Below are 22,361 nucleotides of genomic sequence, written 5' to 3'. Positions count from 1 at the left end.
ATAAAGGCTATCTGATGAGTTATGCACCTCAGTTAAGAATTCCGGCCACTTACATGCGGGGTGGCACCAGTAAAGGCGTGTTTTTCCGTTTAGAGGATTTACCGCAAGCAGCACAACAATCAGGCGCTGCGCGCGATACGCTGCTACTGCGGGTGATCGGCAGCCCGGACCCTTATGCTAAACAAATTGACGGCATGGGTGGCGCGACATCCAGCACCAGTAAAACGGTGATTGTCAGTAAAAGTAGCCGTGCTGGTCACGATGTGGATTATCTGTTTGGCCAGGTCGCCATCGACAAAGCTTTTGTCGACTGGAGCGGTAACTGCGGCAATTTATCGGCTGCGGTTGGGTCTTTTGCCATCCAGTCCGGTTTGATTGATGCGTCGACATTACCGGCAAATGGCCTTGCCACAGTCAAAATCTGGCAGGCCAATATTCAAAAAACCATCATCGCTCATATCCCGATGTCTCACGGCCAGGTGCAGGAAGACGGTGATTTTGAGCTCGATGGCGTCACTTTCCCGGCCGCAGAAGTACAGCTGGAATTTATTGACCCAGCCGCCGATGAGGGCGAGGGCGGTGGTGCGATGTTTCCAACCGGTCAGCTACTTGAAACTTTAGAAGTGCCTGGTATTGGCAGTTTTCAGGCGACTTTTATCAATGCCGGCATTCCGACTATTTTTCTGGATGCAGCGGAATTGGGCTATCAGGGCACCGAATTACAGGAAGCGATTAACGGCGATGCCAAAGCGCTCGAGCGGTTTGAAACCATCCGCGCCTACGGCGCACTGAAAATGGGCCTGATCAAGGATTTAAGCGAAGCGGCTGCGCGTCAGCACACGCCTAAAATCGCTTTTGTCAGTGCACCAAAAAGTTATGTCGCGTCCAGTGGCAAAACGGTTGGCGCCGCAGACGTGGATCTGTTAGTGCGGGCCTTATCGATGGGTAAGTTGCATCACGCTATGATGGGCACTTGTGCTGTTGCCATTGGCACCGCTGCCGCTATCCCGGGGACTATCGTTAATCTGGCGGCCGGTGGCGGCGAGCGCACCGCGGTGCGTTTTGGCCATCCGAGTGGTACTTTACGGGTTGGTGCTGCTGCAGTGTTGCAGGATGGGCAGTGGCAGGTGACGAAAGCGATTATGAGCCGCAGCGCCCGCGTGTTGATGGAAGGTATGGTGCGGGTGCCGGCAGGTACGCTGGAAATGCTGGAGCTGGAATAGCCTTACAGCTGAGCGAAGAGGCGTCTGGCAACAGCGCCCTTCGATATTGATTTTTCTGCAGTTGATTGCAAATTAAGATTTTTCTGATTAGATTGATTAGATGTCGCAACTTAAGCGGGATGCTTCCGATGAAAAAATGGTGTTTAGCTGGATTATTGTTAAGTAGCCTGTTGCCAGTTCAGGCGGCAGATCAGGATTATAAGTTAGTCACGGTCGCGGGTTATCTGAACTTTTATCTGTTGAATTTAAATGCCTGCCAGGATTTCCATCCGTCGGTGCGCAAAGAAGCCTACGCGGCAGAAAGCAGTTTGTATCCGTGGCTGGATAAGCTGGATGCCAAGACTAAAGGCAGTATCGATTCCGGTATGTTAAATGCCGTGGTGCAAAAGCGTCGTGATGCGTTGAATGCACAAATCAAAGAAGGCGATTTTACTGTTGACCATTGTCATGCCGTGATTAAGTTATTGACGGCAGATGGTTTGGACAAGACGCTGCTCAAAGCGATTGAGTGAGTTTTGTAAGCCGCAACGGCAGGGTCCATCGCAGTCTGTAAAGTTATGTTTCAAATCCGTTTAATGCAAGTCGCAGATCTCGGCAAAGTGGTCCGGTTACAGGACCACTGTTATGCCGACGAGTTTTATGAATCCCCTCAGGTTGTCTCTCAACGTCTGATGCTGTATCCGCAGTCCTGCTGGGTGGCGGTGTATCAGGATAAAATCTGGGGTTATTTGTTTACTTACCCTTCAAAGTTATCGCAGATCAATCCGTTAGGTGCCGAATTTGGCCAGTATGAGCAGGCCAATTGTTTGTATTTGCACGACATGGCCGTGAGCCCGGATGCGCGTGGCCAGGGTGTTGCCAGTGCGTTGCTACAAAGTGCGCTCGCCTATGCCGGCACTTTAGGTCTGGGTCATCTGGCATTAGTTGCAGTGCAAAATTCCGCCTCGTTCTGGCAACAGCAACAGTTTATCAGCGATACGGATCTTGGGGAGCAAGCACGGGCCGCGCTTGCCACTTATGGTCGTCAGGCGCTGTACCTTACCAGATCCGTCTGAACTGTCATCTTCCGGTCATTAATCCAAGCCAGACTGCTGATTTTTATTAGCTGAGGATGGCGTTGATGTGGCGTTTGTTTGGTGTCTTGTTGTTGGTTGTCAATGACGTCAGTGCGGCTTGTCCAGTCTGGCCGCTGGTGATTGCACATCGGGGCGCCAGTGGCGATTATCCGGAACATACGGCAATAGCTTATTGGCAGGCGATGCAGCAAGGCGCTGATTTTATTGAAGCCGATTTAGTGCCAACTAAAGATGGTGTGTTGATAAGCCGACATGAAAATGAGCTGAGCCAAAGTACTAATGTGGCAACGATTAGTCAGTTCGCCAACCGTAAAAGCAAGAAAGTAGTCGATGGCCTCGCAGTCGAAGGTTGGTTCGCCGAGGATTTTACTTTGGCGGAGATCCGTATGCTCAGAGCGCGTGAATCGAAACCAGAATTAAGACCTGACAGTGCTGCCCATAATGACCATTATCCGCTCGTCACTTTGGCGGAAATTATCGAGCTGGTTGAGCGTTTTGAACAACAAAGTGGCCGGCGGGTTGGTCTGTACCTGGAAACAAAACATCCAACCTATTTCCGTGTGGAGGGCCGTCATCAGGATGGTAAGCTGATCAACCAGGATACCTCGGTGATGTTGTTGCAGCAGCTGGCACAGTGGCAACGGCAGGCGGATTACCCGGTCTATATTCAGTCGTTTGAAATCAGTAATCTGTGGTGGATTCGTCAGCAGGGCTTGAAGCAGTATCGGGTCAGTGCAGCACTGATTCAATTGCTGGGCGATATAAGCGGCAACAGCTTATATCCGGCGTCTAATTTCGCAGAGCCTTGGGATCTGGTGGGTCAGACGGCTGCAGAAGCACGCAAGATCAACCCTGTGCTGCAACTGCCAGCCTTTCATTACGGTAAGCTGCTTACCTCTGAGGGGCAGCAGTTCCTGCAAAGTTATGCCGATGGTATTGGCCCCTGGAAAGAACAATGGTTCAGCCCGAACCAGCCTCAGCGATTGTTATTTCTACAATCGAAAAGCCCACTCAAAGTACATCCTTACACCTTTCGCGCGGAAAAAACTTTTCTGCCCTCAGGCGTGACGGATCTAAACACAGAATTGCGGCAGGTTTTTCAGCAGGGCATCGATGGGGTTTTTACTGATTTCACTGCCATTGCGGTGCAGAGCAGGGCTCAGACCTGCGTTTTATAAAAGTCGCCGGATTGCACAGATACCTGACATAACTTGTTACTGTTAACAAGTTGGTTTTACTCAGGCTTTCGATAGACTAGGATTTGGAATTATTTTTTCAATTACCTGGAAGTCGTTTATGAAAGCTCGCCCACAACTTACTTTGTTAGCCCTGGTGATGGCGCTGACGCTAAGCGCCTGTTCCAAGCCGGCGCAACCGGAAACTGAGACTGATGCTGTTTCCAGTCTGGCGCTGGTGTCGCAGGATATTCTGACTATAGCAACCAGCGAGCTGTCAAAAGGACCGATGATTTCCGGTACGTTACAGCCGGTGATCAAAGCAGAATTAAACGCCGAAGTGGGCGGTATCGTCACCCGCGTGTTAAAAGACAACGGTGATTTGGTCAAAGCCGGCGAAGTGCTGGTACAGATTGACCAGACTACTTTTCGCGATAAATTACTGTCGGCACAGGAAGCTGAACGCTCAGCGCATGTCGCCTCAGATCAGGCCGCCAAACAATTAAAACGTATGCAGCAGTTAAACCGGCAAAATCTGGTGACTGCTGAAGTCTTAGAAACGGCTGAAATCAAAGCCAATCAAACCCAATCCGACTTAGCGTCCGCCAAAGCCCGCACCGTCGAAGCCCGTCAACAACTGGAACGTACCGAGGTCAAAGCGCCATTTGATGGTGTAGTGGCGGTACGCAAAGTTTCTTCAGGTGATACCGCGCAGATCGGTAAATCGCTGATGGTGATCATCAACCCGGAAAGCATGCGGTTTGAAGGTTATATCGCCGCAGATCAGGTAGGCAGCGTCAAGGTGGGCTCCGCTGTCAGTTTTAGAGTCAATGGCTATCCGGGGCGTCGTTTTGACGGTGAAATTGAACGCATTAACCCACAGGCTAATGAACAAACCCGTCAGGTGCAGGTGTTTGTGAAGTTGCGTGAACAGGCCAGTTTTGTTGCTGGTCTTTATGCCGAAGGTTTTATCTCCGTCGAACAACAACAAAGTGTGATGTTATCGCCGGCAAGTCTGATCAACGAAGGCGATCTGCAGTTTGTCTGGTTGTTAAAGGACAATAAGCTGGTGAAGACCCAGGTGGAAACCGGCGCGAAAGACCCACGTTTTGGCACAGTGCAGGTGGTCAGTGGTCTGACGGTTGGTCAGCAGATCCTGCGTCATCCGCAAGGCGCACTGAAAGATGGCATCAGTGTGACTATTGGTTCAGAGCCGACAGTTGCCAGCAAAGCGGCTGACAAAACTCAGTCTGTCAGTGGGAAATAATTATGATCCTGTCCGATTTTAGTATTAAAAGGCCACTGGTCGTGGTGGTCGTGACCATCGCATTGATGTTATTTGGCTATTTTGCCCTGACCAACCTGAAAACCAACCAGTTCCCGGACGTGCAACCGCCGGTGCTGGTGGTCAATGTGCCTTATCCAGGCGCGTCGCCGGAAACAGTTGAGCGGGAAATTTTAAACCGGGTTGAAGACTCGATGTCGACCATCCAGGGCATCCGTGATATCCGGTCTTACGCGCGGGAGTCGAGTGCGACTATCGTGGTGTTCTTTGACTTTGATAAAGACTTAACCGCTGCTGCACAGGAGCTGCGCGACAGTATTTCCACAGTACGTGACAAACTGCCAACGGAAATGAAAGAGCCTTTTATCAACCGGGCTGATCCGAACGCACAACCGGTGATGTCGCTGGCATTGTCATCTGACGTATTAACCCCTCTGGAGCTATCCCGTCTGGCAGAAATTCAGATTGGCCGGCAGTTACGCTCGGTTCCGGGCGTTGCACTGGTTGAACTGGAAGGTGAACTGGAACGCGAAATGACGGTGTTCCTTAACAGCCAGGCGATGCGGGAAGCCAAAGTGTCGGCGCAGGAAGTGGTCGCAGCATTGCGTGCACAAAACCTGGCTGCACCCGTGGGTCGTGTGGTCAATGGGCTGGAAGAACAAAGCATCCGCTTACAGGGCCGGCTAAAAGATGTCACTGAATTTGAGCAGATGGTGGTCAAGCAAAATGGCGACCAGGCAATCCGCTTAGGACAGGTCGCAGATATTGTTGACGGTGGTGCTGAGCAACGCCGATTATCTTATTTCAACGGCAAAAAAGCTTTGGGTATCGATATTACCAAAGCCCGCGAAGCATCAACCATTTCTGTCACTGATGATATCAAAGCCAAACTGGAAGAAATTCAGAAAACCCTGCCGAAAGAAGCTGAGCTGGTGATTGTGTCCGACCAGGGCGAAGACGTTGCGGCCAGCATGCGCAACGTGACTGAAGCACTGGGCTTAGGTGCGTTGCTTACCATCGTTGTGGTGTTTGTGTTCCTGAACTCCTGGCGTTCGACGCTGATTACCTCGTTAGCGCTGCCAACGTCCGTATTAGCTTCTTTTATCGCCGTCTGGGCTTGTGGTTTTACGCTGAACTTTATGTCGTTACTGGGTTTATCACTGGCGATCGGTGTGTTAATTGACGATGCGATTGTGGTGCGGGAAAACATCGTGCGCCATATGGAAATGGGCAAAGACAATATGACCGCCGCCCGTGACGGTACCCGCGAGATTGGTATGGCGGTGATCGCTACGACCATGTCGATTGTGGCTGTATTTATTCCAATCGCCTTCCTGGATGGCATTACCGGTCAATGGTTTAAGCCGTTTGGCCTGACGGTGGCATGTTCGGTCTTAGTGTCGTTGTTTATCTCTTTTACTATCGACCCGATGATGTCGGCTTATTGGCATGACCCGGATCACGACAAAAACAAACAACGCAGGGGCCTGGGTAAAGTATTCCAGAAGTTCAACATTTGGTTTGACCATCAGGCAGAGCGTTATTCTCGGCTGATTGGCTGGGCGCTGAAACACCGTAAGTCGATGTGGTTCCTGGCATTTTTAAGTTTCTTTGGTGCTTTGTTTTTGCAAAGCAAGTTTGGTGGTTCGGGTTTTATGCCGGATACCGATAACGGCGCCTTTATCGTGTCGATTCGTGCACCGAGCGAGGCCAGTATCGAATACACCAAAGCCAAAGCAGCGCAGGTGGCTGAGATCACCCAAGTGCTGCCGGAGCATCGTTATACCCAGACCACTATTGGCGTGCAGGGTAATATTACCCGGGCTCAGGTGTTTGTGCGCTTAGTACCGGAAAAAGACCGCAATCGCAGTGCCAAACAAGTGGCCGAAGAAGTGCGCGGTAAAATCAAAGCGCTGGTTGGTGCTGAATTTACCGTGTCGGCGGACTTAAACGGCGGCGGTGGCGGGGATGGTAAACCGTTGCAAATTCAGTTCCGTGGCCCGGAAACCCGCGTGCTGGAAGGCATTGTGATGGATTTTGTCGAGAAGCTGAAAAAAGTACCGGGTGCAGTGGATGTTGGTCTTTCAGCACAGGATCCTAAACCTGAATTACAAGTTGAATTCGACCGTGGCCTCGCTGCCAGTGTCGGTTTGTCGATGAGCGATGCTGCCAATGCGATGCGACTGGCCTTTGCCGGTGCGGAAATTGGTGACTGGGTCGACCCGACCGGTGAAACCCGCAACGTCTTTGTCCGGGTGCGGCCAGAGGAGCGGGCGACAGTGGCTGATCTTGAGCAATTACCGCTGTTATCCAGTAAAACCGGTGCTTTAGTGCCGCTCGAGCAGGTCGCGACAGTGACCCTTGGGAAAGGCCCGGCGCTGATTGAGCATTTAGACCGTGAAACTATGATGGCCGTAACAGCCAACGTGCAGGGCCGCAGTTTCGGTGAAGTCTTTGCCGATGCGATGAAGCTCGCCAAGCAAATCGATTTTCCGCCGGGATATGATTTGGTCGTTGGCGGCGAAGGCCGTGACCAGCAGGAAGTATTTGGTAAAATCTTTGGCGCCCTCGGTCTGGCTGTGGTGCTGATGTATTTGATTTTAGTTGTGCAGTTCCACAGCTTTATGGCACCGGTGGCGATTATGATGTCTTTGCCGCTGTCGTTGATTGGTGTGGTGTTGGCGCTTTTAATCGGTAACTCAACGCTGAACCTGATGAGCCTGATTGGTGTAGTCATGCTGATGGGTATTGTGGCGAAAAACGCCATTCTGCTGGTCGATTGCGCGCGTAAAAAAGAGCAAATCGACGGTTTATCGCTGGAAGAGTCGCTGATCGCCGCAGGCCGGGAACGGCTGCGTCCAATTCTGATGACCACTTTTGCGCTGGTCGCCGGTATGTTGCCGGTTGCAATCGGTGTCGGGGAAGGTTCTGGTTTCTACCGGCCGTTGGGTATTGCGGTCATTGGCGGGACTATCACGTCAACTATCCTGACGTTGTTAGTAGTCCCAACCTTCTACGACAGTCTGGAAACGCTGAAGCGCCGCATCAAAGCGCGTTTTAAAGGTAAAAAAGCCACTGCAACCCATACAACAGTGGAAACACCAGCTTCCTAAATGTAAGAGCTGAAATAACAAGGGCGCCACATGGCGCCCTTGCCGTTTGTCGGAAGTATTGAGTTAGAAACCCAGACTCACAGTAAAACTGGCTGTACGGCCAGCGCCGATGTAATAAGCGCCTTCCTGGCCGCCGGACAGATACTCCTCGTCAGTCAGATTGTTCACCAGCAGCGATAAATCGACATACTGGAACATCGCATCCTGACTCAGCGTTTTCTGATAGCCCAAAGATAAATCCAGCACTGTAGAGGCTGGCAGCTCATCTTTGTTACCACCCATTGCCGCGCCGTAATATTCCGCAGTGTGACGGGCAGTCAGAGCGCCATGGTATTTGTCCGTAGTAAAGCGCGCGGACAGGGTCACTATAGTTTCCGGTGCGCCGGCCACCTGGTCATCCTTAAAGATGCCACGTGGATTCTTCACCGTCTGATTGCCTTCTTTGATGGAACCATTAATGGTTTGGTTATACACCGCGTCGTTTAATGTCAGAGCGCCATATAACGACCAGACGTCGTTCAGCTGCAAGTTCAGGCTGGTTTCAACACCTTTGGCATCAATACCACCAACGTTGATATAGGTGCCATCAAGCTCGTTCAGATAATCCGGCGCGCCCTGATTGGCACCTGGCTGCAGGAAGGTGATGCGGTTGTCAAAGGTGGTGCTGTATAGCGTCAGGTTTAATGACAGATTGTCAGCGTTATAGCGCAGACCAAAGTCAATATTGTCAGCCGTTTCTGCTTCAAGTTTGCTGAAGTCCTGACTGGTTTCCAGAATTGCATCGCCGATGGCTTTGAAGTTCTGGCTAAAACCAGCAAAGGCTTCCAGCTCATCGGTCACGCGGTAGACAGCACCTAAGGACCATAATGGATCTGAATCACTGGATAAATCACCGGCATTGCTGGTGACGATATTATCCTGACGTTCCACGTCGACATAAAACTGTTTCACACCGGCGGTCAGGGTCAAATCACCCAGCTCAATCGTATCCTGCGCAAACAGTTTCAGCGTGTCTGTGCTGTAATCACGGTCATAGTGAACCCAATACGGTGTTTCATTGAAGTAATGATAGATTTTGGTATCCAATACCTGATGCCAGTCGCGCGTCTCGTTGCGGTCCTGCTGTTCGTACCAGATCCCGGCGCGCAGCTGATGATTATCCAGTTGCATTTTCAGCTCTGACGTGAGGCCCAGACGGTCTTTTTCGTAGTGGGTATGACGGTATGACGCGACACGGGTGGCTTTGGATACATCTGCTTTCGGGTCGAGAATAGGCCGGCCCTGCGCATCCACATGGGTATAACGTTGTAACTGGCCATTGCCGGTACCGCGGTTCACGCGTTTGCCGTCTTTGTCCGTGACATACACCTGATAAGGTGGCAGCCAGTCGCCACGACCACTTTGTAAATGCAGGTAAGGCGTGACGATTAAATCAGTCTCATCGGCCAGCTCCTGCTCCCATTTCACGTAGCTGAAACTGTTTTCGCGCAGCGTCGACCAGGTTTCGGCGAAGTTCTGGTCAATCTCCGGATCGCCGGTCCATTGGCTGGTCAGGCGGTCCCAGGTCGGATTTTGCTCAAAATCGGCCAGCGAAACGGTGTTGTAGTTGTCTTCTGCAGTGTCGTCATAAGAAAAACGCGCTGTGATTTTGCTGTGCTCCAGTTCAGTCACAGACTTGGCTTCAAAATGCGTGCGCTCGGCAAAACCATTGCTGCCAGTGCCAATCCAGCGGTTGTTAAAGCCGTCCGACAAGCTGAAATAGGCGGTGGTGTTGCCAAATAGCTGGCCCGTATCATAACGGGTGAAATACTTACGAGCGTTGTGGTCACCGCCGGTAATGCCGGCCCGGACTCCGGCTTCTGCTTCCGGTGTTGCTGAGACAAAGTTCAATGTGCCGCCAAGCGCATCTAAAGACGCTGACGCGATGTCCGCAGTACCTTGTGCCACTTCAACCGCCGCAGTGTTTTCAGTATCTAAATAGCGGTTGGCTTTGCTGCCGCCACCATAAGCCGACCCGCCGTTTGGCAGGCCATCAATAGTGATACCAAGCTGCTGTTCGTTCAGATTAATGTTGAAACCGCGCATGGAGATGGTGGTGGACCAGTCATCTGCACCAAAAGCATCGCCCTGGCCAACACTGACGCCTGGCAGATATTTAATGGCGTCCAGCACGTTGCCGGCTGGTGATACCGTATCCAGCATAGCTTCATCAGTACTGTTATTGGCGTAAGCAATGCGTTGGCCAGTGACGGCGATTTTTTCGATAGCGGCTTCAGCGCTGGCATCTGCTGCGGCGCTGGTTTCTGCTGCGGCAAAACTAGGACACGTGGTTAAAAAGGTGCTGGTCAAAGCCAGACTGATCAGTGATTTGCGAAACTGCACGATATTCTCCGTATTGTTATAAAATCGCGGATATTCTCTGCAGCTTCAATGACGTTGGTGTGAAGTCACAGTGACAAAACTGCGACTTCGTTGTGACGGAATTACGACAATGTTAGTTTTTTTTGGCAAATGGCCGCAGCAAAAAGTTGCCTTGGGCCAGGTCCTCGGCCAGTTCAAACGAACGCTCGGTGACTTCCTGCCAATAAGCGATACGGACCGGGTCGGGGAGTTTGTTAAAGTCGGTCCGGTCCGGAATTTTGCCAAACGGCAGGCTGGCCACCCATTCAGGTGTCGGGCACAGCATCGCGACCTGCTGAAAATCTTTGGCTTTTGCCCGGCGCCATGGCAGTGATTTATCGAACCAGCCCGGACTTGCGTGTGGATAAAAGTGCGGGAACAACACCAGTCCTGAAGTCTGAAATGGCCAGGCGAAGTGGTAGTCGGTCAGGCCGCCATCGATAAATTGGCCAGGTTGCATGCCGGCAATCTCGGTGACAGGATCCAGCACTAAGGGTATAGAACCCGAGGCCAGCAGCGCAGGCTGCAGATTAGCGGTGGTGAGGGCCTGACGTTCCGTAGGTAGATCGGCCGGTGCCGTTACATTACTGTCTTTTTGTGCAAACAGCACCCGCTGGTAAAACCGGCCAAGCCAGGGACGATGTAACAGATTCAGCGCCGCTGTGCCGGTGATTTGTCCAAGCTGACCAAACCGGCTTTGCGCCAAAGGCCGGCCTTTTTTCTGCGCCACGATAAAATTCAACCGGAAGGTCGTATTACTGACCACTTGTGTTACATGTGCTGCATTTGGGAATACGGCATCAAGCACTGTTTTGGAAATAGCGGTTACTTCGCTGGTTGGCGCTTTCGCCGGATAACACAAGGTGCGGTAAGCATCACAAAAACGCCGGGAAGCGGCAGCGCCATCATGTTGCGCATAACAGGCAAAACGCCAGGCGCCGGCTGAACTGCCTAATAATTCTAACGGCTGTTGGCGGTCTTTGAAAAATGTACTGAGCAGGTATTGGTCCAGGCCAAACAGACTAAACCACTTGGGACCACCGCTGGCACCAACCAGCATGTCGATGTCCTGTGCACGTAAACCATCGCGGCTGATGTGGGCATAAGCGTTGGCGCCGGCTAATAATTGCAAGCGAGGGTGCTTCAACTGAGACCTCCGTATAACCGCTGCATCATCCGACTGGCATATTCGTCAGTCATGCCGGCGATATAATCGCAGACCACACGTTCGCCACGTTGTTGTGCCGCTAATAACTGCCAACGCTGACGTGTGTTTGCCGGCAACAGCCGTTCTGGCTCTGCCGCGAAAGCGTCAAACAATGCCTGCACTGTGCGCTGACCGCGAAATTCGTTTTGCTGCAATTCCGGATGTCGGATCACATACTGATAAATAAAGTTTTTTAACAGTTGCAGCATGTGATGTTCGGCTTGCGGCAATACTGCGTTGTAGCGCAGCAGTGGCTCTGTCACTTCAGGCAGCACATCGGCAAGTTGTATCGAGGTGATTAGCCGGTTCACCAGGCTACCAATGGCCGTTTTGCGGATATGGTGTTCGCTGCGAAACAGTTGGGCGCCGATAAGCCGCAGGAAAGTCGAATCTGTGTTATCGAGGGCCGCATCCTGCAGTGTTTGCTGCCATTGCTCGGCACTGACGGTACCTGTGACTACGGCATCTTCCAGGTCGTGCACACCGTAGGCGATGTCGTCTGCCAGCTCCATAATGGAGGCATCCAGTGACTTGTAGCAGGACCGTGGCACATTGCCGGTGTTTATCTGACGCTGAAAAGTGTCGCGGTCGGTGTTAGCCAATGGCGCCAGCACCCAGTCCAGTAATGCTGCGTCTTCTCGATAAATGGCTTTAACTGGCTTGGTGAGTCCGTCTGGTATCACTTCCGGCTGCAACACCGGGTACTTCAGCAGACCAAGTAGGGTACGCCGGCATAAATCCATACCACCGCTTTCGGTATAAGGTTCCAATTTCCCAACGATACGAAACGTCTGGCCATTGCCTTCAAAACCACCAAAAGCGCGCATTTTATCATTCAGCGCCGTTTCGCCGCCGTGGCCATAAGGCGGATGTCCTAAATCGTGGGCCAGGCACAGCGATTCCATTAGCGCGTCGTCAGGTAACAAATCAGCAGATACGGTAGGCGGCAAGACTTTTGTGCGCAACTGAGCCACTAAAGCTGTACCGATTTGGGCTGCTTCCAGCGAGTGTGTCAGGCGGGTGCGGTAAAAATCGTTCTGACCGATGCTCATAATCTGCGTTTTTGCCTGCAGGCGCCGAAAGGCAGCGCTATGCAGAATGCGGGCTTTATCCCGTTGATAGGGTGAACGATGGTCGCCCGGTCTTTCGCCCTGACTGGATAAATGTCGTGCGGTCCAGATGTCCATATACATCTCCTGTGCTGATTCCTCTATCTTACTGAAATTGTTGAATAACTGCGACATTGCTCTATCAGCAAAAATGGCTGGACATACATACAGTATATGCTGTATAAAATAACAGTAGATAAGAAATGATTCACCTTCAGGAGCTAATCATGCCAGTTGTCATTCAATACGTAGTAGAACGTGATGGAGAAGCCAAAATGACTTTTGCCAGCAAACAGCAAGCGGATGCTTATGACAAAATGCTCGACCTTGCGGAAATGATGCAAGAGATTATCGGCCGCAGTGACTTACTCGGCGAAGCGCAAACCGAAGCCTTATCGTTATATTTGGCACAGCAAAAAGATGAATTGTTGCTGGCGTTACAGGGCAAGACGAAAGCGGTAAAAAAGTCGAAAGAGGAGCAGGCCACTGAGCCGGAACAGAGTACAGATGACGCAGAACCTGTTGCTGAGTTAGCCGAGGCGGCCTGAGCCGCCAGAGCTTGAGGGGTGTCGACTGACTTTAGTTACTTGGGACTCAGGCGCTTGATAGACCCGGGTAAGAAAGATGCTTGCGATTTGCCTGCTTTTTCTTACTTGCCTGATGTTAACCGCTTAAGCTCGTTCTGTAGCTGTTGTAGTTTGTGTTTCAGCGCCAACGCTTCAGCAGCATTATCGGTTTGGCTCAACTTAAGGCTGGTTGCTGCAATATCTTGTTGGAGTTGCAGAACTTTCAGGCCAGGACTGCTTGTAAGGCTTTGTTGTTCGGCTGCCAGTTCTGCAGCTAAGTCGTCATCCGGAGCGCTGTCGTTCGTTGTTTGTGTTGGGGCTGCGGCTTCCGTTAACGAGGTGTTTTCCGACAGTTTTGCGGCGGCACTTTGCTTTTGCTGTTGCGCGGCCGTTGTCACTTCTTTTAAGTCTGTGGCAACAGCGTCAGCACCGCTATTACTGGCAGAAACTTGTGAAGTCAATGCAGCCTTTGCTGCTTCATGGGCTGTTGTTTGGCCCGTTACCTGGTCTGTCGTGACCGGCAGCACAGCGTTTTTAATCTCGGTGCTAACAGCAGCTGGTTTCGCAGATGGGAGCAGCTGCTTCACTTGATCTTTGGTCTGTTGCAGTTGTTGTTCGCTTTGCTGCTGCAGCTGTTTGATGGGTTGTTGCAGCGTGGTCTCGTTTTCTTGTTGTAATTGCTGCACTTGTTGCTGTGCAGCTTTTACCGGTTGTGCCACAGTCGCTTTGGCTTGTTCTTTTACTTGCCCGACTTGTTGCTCTAGTTGGTCTTTTACCTGATGTACCGGGGACAATACTTGCGCCGCAACTGTCTGTTGTGTTTGTTGAATCTGGGTTTCGGTTTGCTGTTTCAGGTTTTTTAGCTGCTCTACTTTGTCTGCAACCGGCGCTATAGCTGCTGGCACCGGCACTTTGTCAGTGATTTGTTGTTTTGCTCGGTCTAGAGCCTGTTGTTTTAACTTTGCCGGATCTGTGTAATCACTGAGTTCGGCCGGCCACGTCGGTACTTGCTCAGCGATTTCGCTATTAATTTTTTCGGCAAAAATTTGTGGAGCACCGCCGCTTACCATTAAAACAGCCATTTGGTTGGTTTCGGAGTTCCAGACAAAACCTGCTTTTTCAGCCAGTTCTGGTACTGGAGTATATTTGGAGACAACATAAAACAGCGGGCCTTCCTGCTGGATTTTATCAGCGGTTTCCAGTAACTGGACTGCGCCGGCATAATGGCTGCCAAGTAGAGGCTCCAGACGGGATTGGATGAGTGGTTGTCTAAATAAATTGGCCTCTTTTGGATCAAGACCAACCATAGGTTTGAGTAACGCCCACACCAACTGGCTTTGTGGAGCCAACAACATGGCTGGAGCAACACACTGTGTCAGAAACAGGGCACTGCAAACCACTAAAATCGCAGGGAGGGTGGTGTTTCTGTTCAATGTGCGTCTCCAGGCCTGGTATGGGCATCCGCCTGCTGTTGTTTTTTACTAAGCTCACGGCGCTCTTTGAATTGCTCAATCGATTTGGCAATAGAATGATATAACAGGGTCAAAGGTCCCATTTTGAGCAGATGGCCACGCACAAACCAAAAAAAATGTGCTGGACGATGCCAGGTGCTGGTATGGTCCAATAAATGTGTTAATAAAAATTGCATTTGCCAGGTCCGGTATCGGCTTGCAGCAGGTGCGAGCTGCCCGGCTTCAGCAGGAAGTTGGATCGCAAAAACTTGTTGTAAGGTTGACAGTGCATAAAATACTGCAGCCTGAGCGTTAGATTGTTGTGCGGCAGCGACAAGGTCACTGAAAGGTTGCCGCGTTATCACCTCTTGATACAACAGGTATAAGTCGACCAGATCTTTCACCAGTTTATGGGTTTCATCCTGATAGAACAGATGCACGGCGGCATGCATAAACAGATGAGCGGGGCTTGGCACCGAAAACGCACTATCCGTCAGCGGGATCGCTTGTTCGACGATAGGCTCTACCCTAATGTTTTCACGGGATGACACCGGAAAGATATGGTGGTGTAAATCGATATTGGCACCTCTGAGGAAGTGGGTCAGTGGCGGATGTTGGTGCGTCCAGCGTAAGTAGTAGCGCCGGTCATACGCCGACATGCTGAACTCTAGGTAACCTGCGTTTTTTAGTTTTTCGAGCGCCTGCGCAAAATGACTATCTGGTACTAACAAATCGATATCTGAGAATACCCGGCCGCGCGCGAGGGAATAACCGTCGACCCGATAAGCAACACCTTTTACTAATAACGCAGGAATAGCTGAGTCTGTAAAGATTTTTTCCAGCTCAATTAATTCGTTTAGTAGCGTGATTTTTTGCTTTTCTGCGTAATGATAACCAGAGACTAGGTGATTCTGCACGGCAGTAGGGATCTTCGCCCAGACATCGTGATCCTGAGCAAGAAAATAACAACTCCCCAACAGAGCATATTGCCTGGCTTCATCGATAAAAGCTGTCCACTGTTGTATCGAGGCGTTTTGACAATACAGCTCGGGGCCACGGACAAAGGCAATACATTCACTCTTCATTTAACAGTGCCTCAATCTCATTTATTGCCAGTTGGCCGTCATTGTATTCAAAGCAATAACCCTCAACGGAGCTACTCAGCCGGCAAAGGGCATCAAATCCTGTTTGACCCATGACGCTGTAGTTAAAGCTGTTCACGGCCAGCTGCATAAACAGCTGCGACTGTGTTAACGCATAACCTGACAAGTCCTGAGCTGCAGCATTAAATTTAGGGAAAATCACCAAACGCGGACGTGCTGTCACTTCACGTTTTTGCCAGCTAGTTGCCGTCGGTTGAAGATAAGCCATGGTGCCTTTGTGCGTTTTCTCCGTTTTTTGAAATAATTTGACATCTGGAAACAATCGACTGATTACAGCTAATGAATTGTTTTTCAGGCTTAGTGGGCGTACGCACGGCACAATGTTACCGCTCACTGGATCAACCATACAATGTTCGTCTGACAATAAACGCCAGCCTTGCAGCATCATCATCGCACAAAGCGTACTTTTACCGGAGCCGGGTGGAGCGGGCAGGATCACTGCAACACCGTTTTTCTCTAACACCGCTGCGTGAATACACAAAAAACGGCTTTGGTAAGTCGCCACACACCAATTCAGACCCCATTCGAACATTGGCACTGCCTGTGACGGGTCTGCATACCTAAAGTGTTGGTGACCAAGTTGAAACGCCATACTGCCACCAGGTTGCCAAAAGCGGCTTTTATAGCTGACCTTAAAATCGTAGATAGAGTTCAGTTCCTCAGCAATCAGGATCTCAGAGGGATAGAGGTCGCTGAGCTGGTGATATAAGTGGCTAGAGCTGGTGTTGATGAGAAATTTAAATGGAGCAAGTTCGAGCGCAAATGGTCTGGTCATATCAAGGTTGACTCTGTCTCTCCTGACGGAATAGCCTCGGTGGCTGTCTTTACATCCGTGGTATGCGTCCAGCGATTAAAAATGATTTTATCAGCGTTGTCCAGACAATCAAAAACAACAAAAGCACTATCGGATCCAAGCTCGAATCCGAGTAGTGCTTTTACATATTGCGGTACTGATTTCAAAATCAGAGTGGAGACATATACAGTTTGAAGAGGCTACCAATATCATGGATTTTGCTACGACCGTTGTGATCAACCTCGTTACATGCCTTACTGACTGCTTTAATCAATACATCTGGTTCCGGGAAGCAAATAGGATTCGCTGAGAACCGTTTTCTGTATTCAGGATGGCGTTCCCACAATGAACCAATAATAGCCGCAAGTGCGTACTGCTGCGGTGTCTCTGGGCCATATATAATCGAACCAACTTTGCCAGAAAATTCAGGGACGATTTTACTGGCGTCAGACGTTTTATCAAGAACTATGCTTACACCTTCAATCGCATTCTCATAAAACCCGGGAATACGCACAGATGGTGCAACAGGTGCTTCTCTGACAAAATCATTTGTCGGTTTGTTCACGCAAACTGGACCGTAGGCTTGCTGCACAACGGTCTTATACCAAACATTGTACTTCGTCTTCGAAAACTTGAGCGCTGTGTATTTGTACCTTTTATTTCTACCGCTGCCTTTCTCTTCATAAGTACACAATGCAGTATTAAAAGTATCCAGCAACCAATAGTCGTAATCGTCGTAAAATGCTTTTTTAATTTCGTCGAGGCTCGACCATTGCGGGCGCTCATAGGCATTCTTTTTGTCTTCTGACGTTGCTGATGCAACAGCAGACCCTGAATTACTCAGGCTTGTCTCACCTGGCGTGCAGTTTAATTCGACACAACCCCATGCCTTACCGCTTTGCAGTGAAAGCACTGCAGGTACTGACACCGCGCTGGCTTGTAACAAAAACTTGCGGCGCGATAATGCTTTTTGTGCACTGCGCTCAGGCTGCTGATCCATTTGAGCTTGTTGAGCTTCGTTCTGCTGATTCATCGTAATACCTCGAAGTCCGATTCACTTGTGATTAGCAAAAAGCCTGCCACAATTGCAAATTGTTGTTTTTAATAAAATAAACTGCGGCGTCAGAAAGGCGGGTTTTGCAACCGTAAAAAATGCTGACACGCTTTTTTTTACATCCGAACTGGGGTGTATTCTACACGGCAAAAAATTGCCTGACCACTGTTGATTGAGAACAATCAACAGTATCAAATGTTACTGATATAGCTAAATAATTGTTTGAGTAATCCCATTGCTTTGGCATCGTCTTGTTTTAACTCTGCACAGGATTCCAGCTGTAAAACAAAATCGTCCAATGTTCGGGCGGGTTGCTCGGTGCCAAATTGCAGTTGGTCTTTACAATAGCGTTGCCATTGTATCAGTTCGGTGTGACTCAGCGATTCAGGATAATTGCGGGCCCTGAACCGGAACATCAGCTGATTTAATCTGTCGTCCTGAAATACCGGTGGCGCAACAGTCAGTTGTTGTGGTGATAACTGATGGACTTGTGGCAATAACCGACGGTCGTGGTCAGAGATAAATCCCTGATACAGGCTGAAATCCGGGTTGTGTGTGGTCTGAGCCAATTCTGACTGCTGGTATATTTCCAGCAGCAGTGAGCTGATTGCAGCTTGATTGCTACGCAGAATATCCAGATGACGCAGACAGTCGGCTCGGTTTATACCGAGCTCTGAAGCGCGTTCAGCAGAGAGAGTTTTGGCTGGCGCCAGCACCGGGCATTTATTCAGATGCACCAGTTTAATAGCTGGCCGTACCTCGTCTTCCGCTAAATCGCCGGCTTTAGCATAAAGCCTGCGGCATAGCTCCGTTGCATCGAGAGACAACAGCAAACTTGGGTCCTGCTGCAAATTAAAACAAATCACCGCGTTTTTATTGGTCGGATGATAGGCAATAGGCACTATCCAGCTGCAGCAGCCTTGTATCGCCGGAAAACGTGATGAGACATGAGTTAATGGGGTGAGTCCGGCCACATCGATCAGCGCACTGAGTTGATTTTTTTGCCGGTGCTGAAACAGGTAGTCAAACAACCGCGGCTGTGCTTTTTGGATCAGCGCAGCGAGCGCAATAGTGGCATAGACATCGCTGCTGGCATCGTGAGCATGCAGGTGTTCTATCTGATTGGCTTTGGATAAATCTTCCAGCCGGAAACTCGGGGTGCCATCTTCCCACAGTGGCCAGTTGATGCCTTCAGGACGCAGTGCATAGCAGGCTCTAACGACATCAATCAAATCCCAGCGGCTGTTGCCGTTTTGCCACTCGCGTGCATAGGGGTCGATATAATTGCGGAATAAGGTGTGGCGCACCATTTCGTCGTCGAAGCGGATGTTGTTGTAGCCGATGACACAAGTGCCGGGCTCAGCCAGTTTTTGGTGCAATTGCCGGATAAAATCGACTTCGCGCAGACCATGCTGCTGGCATTTTTGCGGGGTAATGCCGGTAATAAGGACAGCTTCAGGCGCCGGCAGGTAGTCCGGCGCTAACTGACAGTAAGCCATATCTGCGGGCGCTACGGCTGTTAAATTCAGATCGGTTCTGACACCGGCAAATTGCGCAATGCGGTCTTTTTTTGGGTCTGCGCCCCAGGTTTCAAGGTCATAAAAATAAAAAGATGCAGTGCTCAATCCAGCTTCCTTTTGCCATGTGGCGGGTCACAAAAGGGCGAAGTATAAGTCAAAGCCACAGGCTTAAAAAGCGAGAACTTTCTGTTATGCTGTCGTTTCGCCGCTTTGGGCTACAAACATAAGTTGTGAGGTTGTTTGTGCTGTTTGTCCGACGTTTCTGTATGTTTTTGCTGATGGTATTTCCTTTTATTATTCAGGCCGTTCCGGCCGATTTTGAAGCAGCCAAGCGTATTGCACAGAAAATTTACAGTGATGAGCAGACGGACTTTTATTGTAATTGCCAAATCCGTTGGGTCGGTGGCAAAGGTCAGCCGGATTTGCGCAGCTGTGGTTATCAGGTGCGTAAAAACGGTCCCAGAGCGCAGCGTATTGAATGGGAACATGTGGTGCCGGCTCAGCAGTTTGGAGTGGGCAGGGCTTGCTGGCAACAGGGGGGGCGCGAGCAATGCGGCGATACGGATCAGACATTTCGGCGGATGGAGGCTAATTTATTTAATTTAAAACCAGCATTGGGTGAGGTAAATGGCGACAGGGCGCATTTTCGCTTCTCTGAATTGCCGGAAACACCAGCACAACACGGAGCCTGTCCGGTTCGCATCGATTTTAGACGGCAGTTAGCTCAGCCGCGTGCAGAGATCCGCGGTGACATTGCGCGTATTTATTTTTACATGGCTGACCGCTATCAGCTGAAACTGTCAGATGCTGAACAGCAGTTGTTTTTACGCTGGCATCAGCAAGACCCTGTGGACGAGCGCGAACTGGTTCTGATGCGCAGGACCGCACAACACATGGGCCATCAGAATGAATTTGTCAGCGGCATTAAACGCTGGTATCCGGGTTATCTGTCGCATCAGGCTGAACTTAACAGCGGTGCAACAGTTCGGCAGTTGTTTCAATCAACACCAAGCGCTAACCAAAACCGGTCCATAGTGCGCGGCAACAAAAATAGTAAAAAATATCATTTCAGCCATTGCAGTGGTTATGTATTGATCAAAGCATCAAATCAGGTCGAGTTTGGCACTGCTGCAGAGGCTGAAGCGGCAGGATTTCAATTGGCCGGAAATTGTAAAACACAGCAACACTGATGGCTGCTGTGTCAGAAGAAGCCAAAGCTTAAGCTTGTAACAGGCTTTGATACAGTTGGTCTTTTAGCTGCAGACGTAGTTTCTTACGCTCTTCCAGGTAGTCCGCTGCAGCGGTTTCCGCACCTTGTTCCAGCCGGTACACTTCGTGGTCTACGTCATGATACTGTGCAAAGAGCTTCGCAAAATGATGGTCGCTAGTTTTCAACTGATGTATTTTCTCGCGGTACTCTGGGAATTCGTGGACTAAATCATGTTTTTCCAGGCTCATGTTATGTTCCTTCTTTAGCTAAGTAACAGTCCAAATCATAAACGTCAGCTTGGAATAAACGCTTGATCTGGCGCAAGCTGTGGTGATTTGGTCCCACACGCAGGTCACAGCAGCGTCACGCTAGCGTATGGTCGTTTCAATTCTCAACGGAGTTCAGATCCATGAAATTGCAATCCGCAGTAATAGTCGCACTTAATCTTCTAGCTCTGCCACTGGCGCATGCCGCTCATGTACCTTTTGGCATTGTGATCCACGGCGGTGCCGGCACCATTTCGCGTGACAGTATGTCGCCGGTACAACAACAAGCTTATGAAACGACGCTTAAACACGCGGTTGATACGGGCTATCAGGTATTGGCCAGTGGCGGCACCAGTCTGGATGCGGTCAGCGCTGCCGTGGTGATCCTGGAAGATTCGCCATTGTTTAATGCCGGCAAAGGTGCTGTGTACACTTATGACGGCAAACATGAACTCGATGCGGCCATTATGCGTGGCGATAACAGAGCCGCCGGCGCTGTGGCTGGGGTTACCACAGTGAAAAACCCGATTAAGCTGGCCCGTGCTGTGATGGAGCATTCTGAGCACGTATTATTGGCAGGTCAGGGCGCTGAGCTGTTTGCCAAAGAACAGCAATTGGACCTGGTTAAAAACAACTATTTTGATACCGAGTTTCGTTACCAGGCGCTGCAAAAAGCGCTGAAGGCCTTAACAAAATGTCCACATCAGGCGCAGCTGCGCCTGAGCCCGGCGTTTCCACTGGAATGGAATGTCGGCACTGTCGGTGCAGTTGCTATTGACCAGCAAGGATTATTGGCGGCAGCAACTTCAACCGGTGGTATGACGGCGAAACGTTACGGCCGGATTGGCGACGCGCCATTGATTGGTGCCGGTACTTTTGCTGACAACCAAAGCTGCGCGGTGTCGGCGACCGGCCACGGTGAGTTTTTTATCCGCTATCAGGTCGCCGGTGATATCTGCGCCCGCGTACGTTATCAAGGCAAATCGGCGTCAGTTGCAGCGGATGAAGTGATGCAGGAGCTGAAAACCGTCGGTGGTCTTGGCGGTGTTATTGTGGTTGACAACAAGGGTGGCCTGAGCTGGCACTTAAATTCAGAAGGCATGTACCGAGCGAAACGTCAGCAAGGTAAAGCAGCCGAAGTTGCCATTTTCAAAGATTGATCGACAGCAAGGCAAGCCGCCGATTTTGCACTAAGCTTGGGTGAAGGAGCCTCTGGGCTCCCGCTATTTCAGGGTGTGAAATCTGGAGGAAATGCATGAACTTATTAAAAGTGTCTGATCATATGAACCACCATCCGGTGACTTTTAATCAGGATATGACACTGGAAGCTGCGGTAGATCGTTTGACTGATGTGGCACAGTTAGGTGGGCCCGTTGTCGATGCTAACCGCAAAGTGGTGGGTTTTTTATCTGAGCAGGATTGTCTGGCCCGGATGTTACTAAGCTCCTACCATGATGAAGGCCTCGCCTATGTGCGTGACCTGATGCGTAAAGACGTGCTGACAGTGCACATGCACAGCGGCATCATTGAACTGGCTCAGCTGATGCTTGGTGCCAAACCGAAAATTTATCCGGTGGTCGATGACAATGGTGTGTTGCAGGGGGTGATAAGCCGGACTGACGTGCTGCGTGCTATTGATCAGGAATTGCATTCACACTATCGCAAAGTCAGCTGACACCTGCGATTTACCTCAGTGCCGGCGCTGCCGGCTCAATGTTCTTTGTGCTAGCATAGCCGCCTCGTTGTTGAG

The 22,361-nt window shown here is 50.4% G+C and carries 19 protein-coding genes; 10 read left to right on the top strand and 9 right to left on the bottom strand.

Annotated features, from left to right (window positions below):
- Window positions 1–14: 14 nt before the first annotated feature.
- From prpF to Q399_RS0101865, 6 genes are all read left to right on the top strand, one after another.
- Window positions 15–1,223 carry a 2-methylaconitate cis-trans isomerase PrpF gene (gene prpF, locus Q399_RS0101890; RefSeq protein WP_031564898.1) on the top strand — a complete coding sequence of 403 codons (1,209 nt, stop codon included), beginning with the start codon at window positions 15–17 and terminating at the stop codon, window positions 1,221–1,223.
- A gap of 128 nt (window positions 1,224–1,351) precedes the next feature.
- Window positions 1,352–1,735 carry a hypothetical protein gene (locus Q399_RS0101885; RefSeq protein ID WP_031564895.1) on the top strand — a complete coding sequence of 128 codons (384 nt, stop codon included), beginning with the start codon at window positions 1,352–1,354 and terminating at the stop codon, window positions 1,733–1,735.
- 45 nt (window positions 1,736–1,780) lie between these two features.
- A complete protein-coding gene (locus Q399_RS0101880) occupies window positions 1,781–2,278 on the top strand; it encodes a GNAT family N-acetyltransferase (RefSeq protein ID WP_031564893.1) in 498 nt (165 codons plus the stop codon).
- A 65-nt stretch (window positions 2,279–2,343) separates the two neighbouring features.
- The gene (locus tag Q399_RS0101875) at window positions 2,344–3,477 is read left to right on the top strand and encodes a glycerophosphodiester phosphodiesterase family protein (RefSeq protein ID WP_051685671.1); all 1,134 of its coding nucleotides are present in this window, start codon (window positions 2,344–2,346) and stop codon (window positions 3,475–3,477) included.
- A 118-nt stretch (window positions 3,478–3,595) separates the two neighbouring features.
- Window positions 3,596–4,741: an efflux RND transporter periplasmic adaptor subunit gene (locus tag Q399_RS0101870; RefSeq protein ID WP_031564889.1), complete on the top strand. Its 1,146-nt coding sequence runs from the start codon at window positions 3,596–3,598 to the stop codon at window positions 4,739–4,741.
- 2 nt (window positions 4,742–4,743) lie between these two features.
- On the top strand, window positions 4,744–7,872 hold the full coding sequence (locus tag Q399_RS0101865) for an efflux RND transporter permease subunit (RefSeq protein WP_051685670.1): 3,129 nt from the start codon (window positions 4,744–4,746) through the stop codon (window positions 7,870–7,872).
- A 63-nt stretch (window positions 7,873–7,935) separates the two neighbouring features.
- On the opposite strand, the gene Q399_RS0101860 is transcribed toward Q399_RS0101865, so the two are convergent.
- The 3 genes from Q399_RS0101860 to Q399_RS0101850 all read right to left on the bottom strand — a co-directional run bounded on the left by Q399_RS0101860 (window position 7,936) and on the right by Q399_RS0101850 (window position 12,666).
- Window positions 7,936–10,254 carry a TonB-dependent receptor domain-containing protein gene (locus tag Q399_RS0101860; protein WP_245612803.1) on the bottom strand — a complete coding sequence of 773 codons (2,319 nt, stop codon included), beginning with the start codon at window positions 10,252–10,254 and terminating at the stop codon, window positions 7,936–7,938.
- Between the two features lie 112 nt (window positions 10,255–10,366).
- A complete protein-coding gene (locus Q399_RS0101855) occupies window positions 10,367–11,419 on the bottom strand; it encodes a patatin-like phospholipase family protein (protein ID WP_031564882.1) in 1,053 nt (350 codons plus the stop codon).
- Window positions 11,416–12,666, bottom strand: coding sequence for an anti-phage deoxyguanosine triphosphatase (locus Q399_RS0101850; RefSeq protein ID WP_106388944.1), 1,251 nt, complete (start codon window positions 12,664–12,666; stop codon window positions 11,416–11,418). The genes Q399_RS0101855 and Q399_RS0101850 overlap by 4 nt, the downstream gene beginning before the upstream one ends.
- A 149-nt stretch (window positions 12,667–12,815) precedes the next feature.
- Here Q399_RS0101850 and Q399_RS0101845 point away from each other — a divergent pair, with 149 nt between their 5' ends.
- Complete coding sequence (locus Q399_RS0101845) at window positions 12,816–13,136, top strand: YebG family protein (protein ID WP_031564877.1); 321 nt, start codon at window positions 12,816–12,818, stop codon at window positions 13,134–13,136.
- Between the two features lie 101 nt (window positions 13,137–13,237).
- Here Q399_RS0101845 and Q399_RS22210 read toward each other — a convergent pair whose 3' ends face one another.
- From Q399_RS22210 to sbcB, 5 genes are all read right to left on the bottom strand, one after another.
- Window positions 13,238–14,587: a hypothetical protein gene (locus tag Q399_RS22210; RefSeq protein ID WP_051685669.1), complete on the bottom strand. Its 1,350-nt coding sequence runs from the start codon at window positions 14,585–14,587 to the stop codon at window positions 13,238–13,240.
- Window positions 14,584–15,690: a nucleotidyltransferase family protein gene (locus Q399_RS0101835; protein WP_031564873.1), complete on the bottom strand. Its 1,107-nt coding sequence runs from the start codon at window positions 15,688–15,690 to the stop codon at window positions 14,584–14,586. Before Q399_RS0101835 ends, Q399_RS22210 begins: the two co-directional genes overlap by 4 nt.
- On the bottom strand, window positions 15,680–16,543 hold the full coding sequence (locus Q399_RS0101830) for an HprK-related kinase A (protein ID WP_037045471.1): 864 nt from the start codon (window positions 16,541–16,543) through the stop codon (window positions 15,680–15,682). Before Q399_RS0101830 ends, Q399_RS0101835 begins: the two co-directional genes overlap by 11 nt.
- A gap of 187 nt (window positions 16,544–16,730) precedes the next feature.
- On the bottom strand, window positions 16,731–17,594 hold the full coding sequence (locus tag Q399_RS0101825) for a hypothetical protein (RefSeq protein WP_031564868.1): 864 nt from the start codon (window positions 17,592–17,594) through the stop codon (window positions 16,731–16,733).
- A gap of 212 nt (window positions 17,595–17,806) precedes the next feature.
- Window positions 17,807–19,240, bottom strand: coding sequence for an exodeoxyribonuclease I (sbcB, locus tag Q399_RS0101820; RefSeq protein WP_031564866.1), 1,434 nt, complete (start codon window positions 19,238–19,240; stop codon window positions 17,807–17,809).
- A 161-nt stretch (window positions 19,241–19,401) separates the two neighbouring features.
- Here sbcB and Q399_RS0101815 point away from each other — a divergent pair, with 161 nt between their 5' ends.
- Window positions 19,402–20,325 carry an endonuclease gene (locus tag Q399_RS0101815; RefSeq protein ID WP_031564864.1) on the top strand — a complete coding sequence of 308 codons (924 nt, stop codon included), beginning with the start codon at window positions 19,402–19,404 and terminating at the stop codon, window positions 20,323–20,325.
- Between the two features lie 28 nt (window positions 20,326–20,353).
- On the opposite strand, the gene Q399_RS0101810 is transcribed toward Q399_RS0101815, so the two are convergent.
- Entirely contained in the window at window positions 20,354–20,593 is a 240-nt protein-coding gene (locus tag Q399_RS0101810; protein ID WP_031564862.1) for an HP1242/YdcH family protein, read from the bottom strand.
- Window positions 20,594–20,754: 161 nt separating this feature from the next.
- Here Q399_RS0101810 and Q399_RS0101805 point away from each other — a divergent pair, with 161 nt between their 5' ends.
- Window positions 20,755–21,771 (top strand): isoaspartyl peptidase/L-asparaginase family protein, encoded by a 1,017-nt coding sequence (locus Q399_RS0101805; RefSeq protein WP_031564860.1) that lies wholly within the window; start codon window positions 20,755–20,757, stop codon window positions 21,769–21,771.
- A gap of 95 nt (window positions 21,772–21,866) precedes the next feature.
- Window positions 21,867–22,286, top strand: a complete 420-nt coding sequence (locus Q399_RS0101800) for a CBS domain-containing protein (protein WP_031564859.1) — start codon at window positions 21,867–21,869, stop codon at window positions 22,284–22,286.
- Window positions 22,287–22,361: the final 75 nt, after the last annotated feature.

Source organism: Rheinheimera texasensis DSM 17496 (assembly GCF_000711985.1).
GTDB lineage: Bacteria > Pseudomonadota > Gammaproteobacteria > Enterobacterales > Alteromonadaceae > Pararheinheimera > Pararheinheimera texasensis.
This window is presented reverse-complemented; position numbering and strand designations above follow the sequence as displayed.

Coding starts and splice junctions, on each gene's coding strand:
- Q399_RS0101845 (WP_031564877.1), top strand. CDS start 12,816: ATGCCAGTTGTCATTCAATACGTAGTAGAACGTGATGGAGAAGCCAAA.
- Q399_RS0101865 (WP_051685670.1), top strand. CDS start 4,744: ATGATCCTGTCCGATTTTAGTATTAAAAGGCCACTGGTCGTGGTGGTC.
- Q399_RS0101835 (WP_031564873.1), bottom strand. CDS start 15,690: ATGAAGAGTGAATGTATTGCCTTTGTCCGTGGCCCCGAGCTGTATTGT.
- Q399_RS0101870 (WP_031564889.1), top strand. CDS start 3,596: ATGAAAGCTCGCCCACAACTTACTTTGTTAGCCCTGGTGATGGCGCTG.
- Q399_RS0101875 (WP_051685671.1), top strand. CDS start 2,344: ATGTGGCGTTTGTTTGGTGTCTTGTTGTTGGTTGTCAATGACGTCAGT.
- Q399_RS0101805 (WP_031564860.1), top strand. CDS start 20,755: ATGAAATTGCAATCCGCAGTAATAGTCGCACTTAATCTTCTAGCTCTG.
- Q399_RS0101815 (WP_031564864.1), top strand. CDS start 19,402: ATGTTTTTGCTGATGGTATTTCCTTTTATTATTCAGGCCGTTCCGGCC.
- Q399_RS0101880 (WP_031564893.1), top strand. CDS start 1,781: ATGTTTCAAATCCGTTTAATGCAAGTCGCAGATCTCGGCAAAGTGGTC.
- Q399_RS0101810 (WP_031564862.1), bottom strand. CDS start 20,593: ATGAGCCTGGAAAAACATGATTTAGTCCACGAATTCCCAGAGTACCGC.
- prpF (WP_031564898.1), top strand. CDS start 15: ATGAGTTATGCACCTCAGTTAAGAATTCCGGCCACTTACATGCGGGGT.
- Q399_RS0101885 (WP_031564895.1), top strand. CDS start 1,352: ATGAAAAAATGGTGTTTAGCTGGATTATTGTTAAGTAGCCTGTTGCCA.
- Q399_RS0101825 (WP_031564868.1), bottom strand. CDS start 17,594: ATGAATCAGCAGAACGAAGCTCAACAAGCTCAAATGGATCAGCAGCCT.
- Q399_RS0101800 (WP_031564859.1), top strand. CDS start 21,867: ATGAACTTATTAAAAGTGTCTGATCATATGAACCACCATCCGGTGACT.
- Q399_RS0101830 (WP_037045471.1), bottom strand. CDS start 16,543: ATGACCAGACCATTTGCGCTCGAACTTGCTCCATTTAAATTTCTCATC.
- Q399_RS0101850 (WP_106388944.1), bottom strand. CDS start 12,666: ATGGACATCTGGACCGCACGACATTTATCCAGTCAGGGCGAAAGACCG.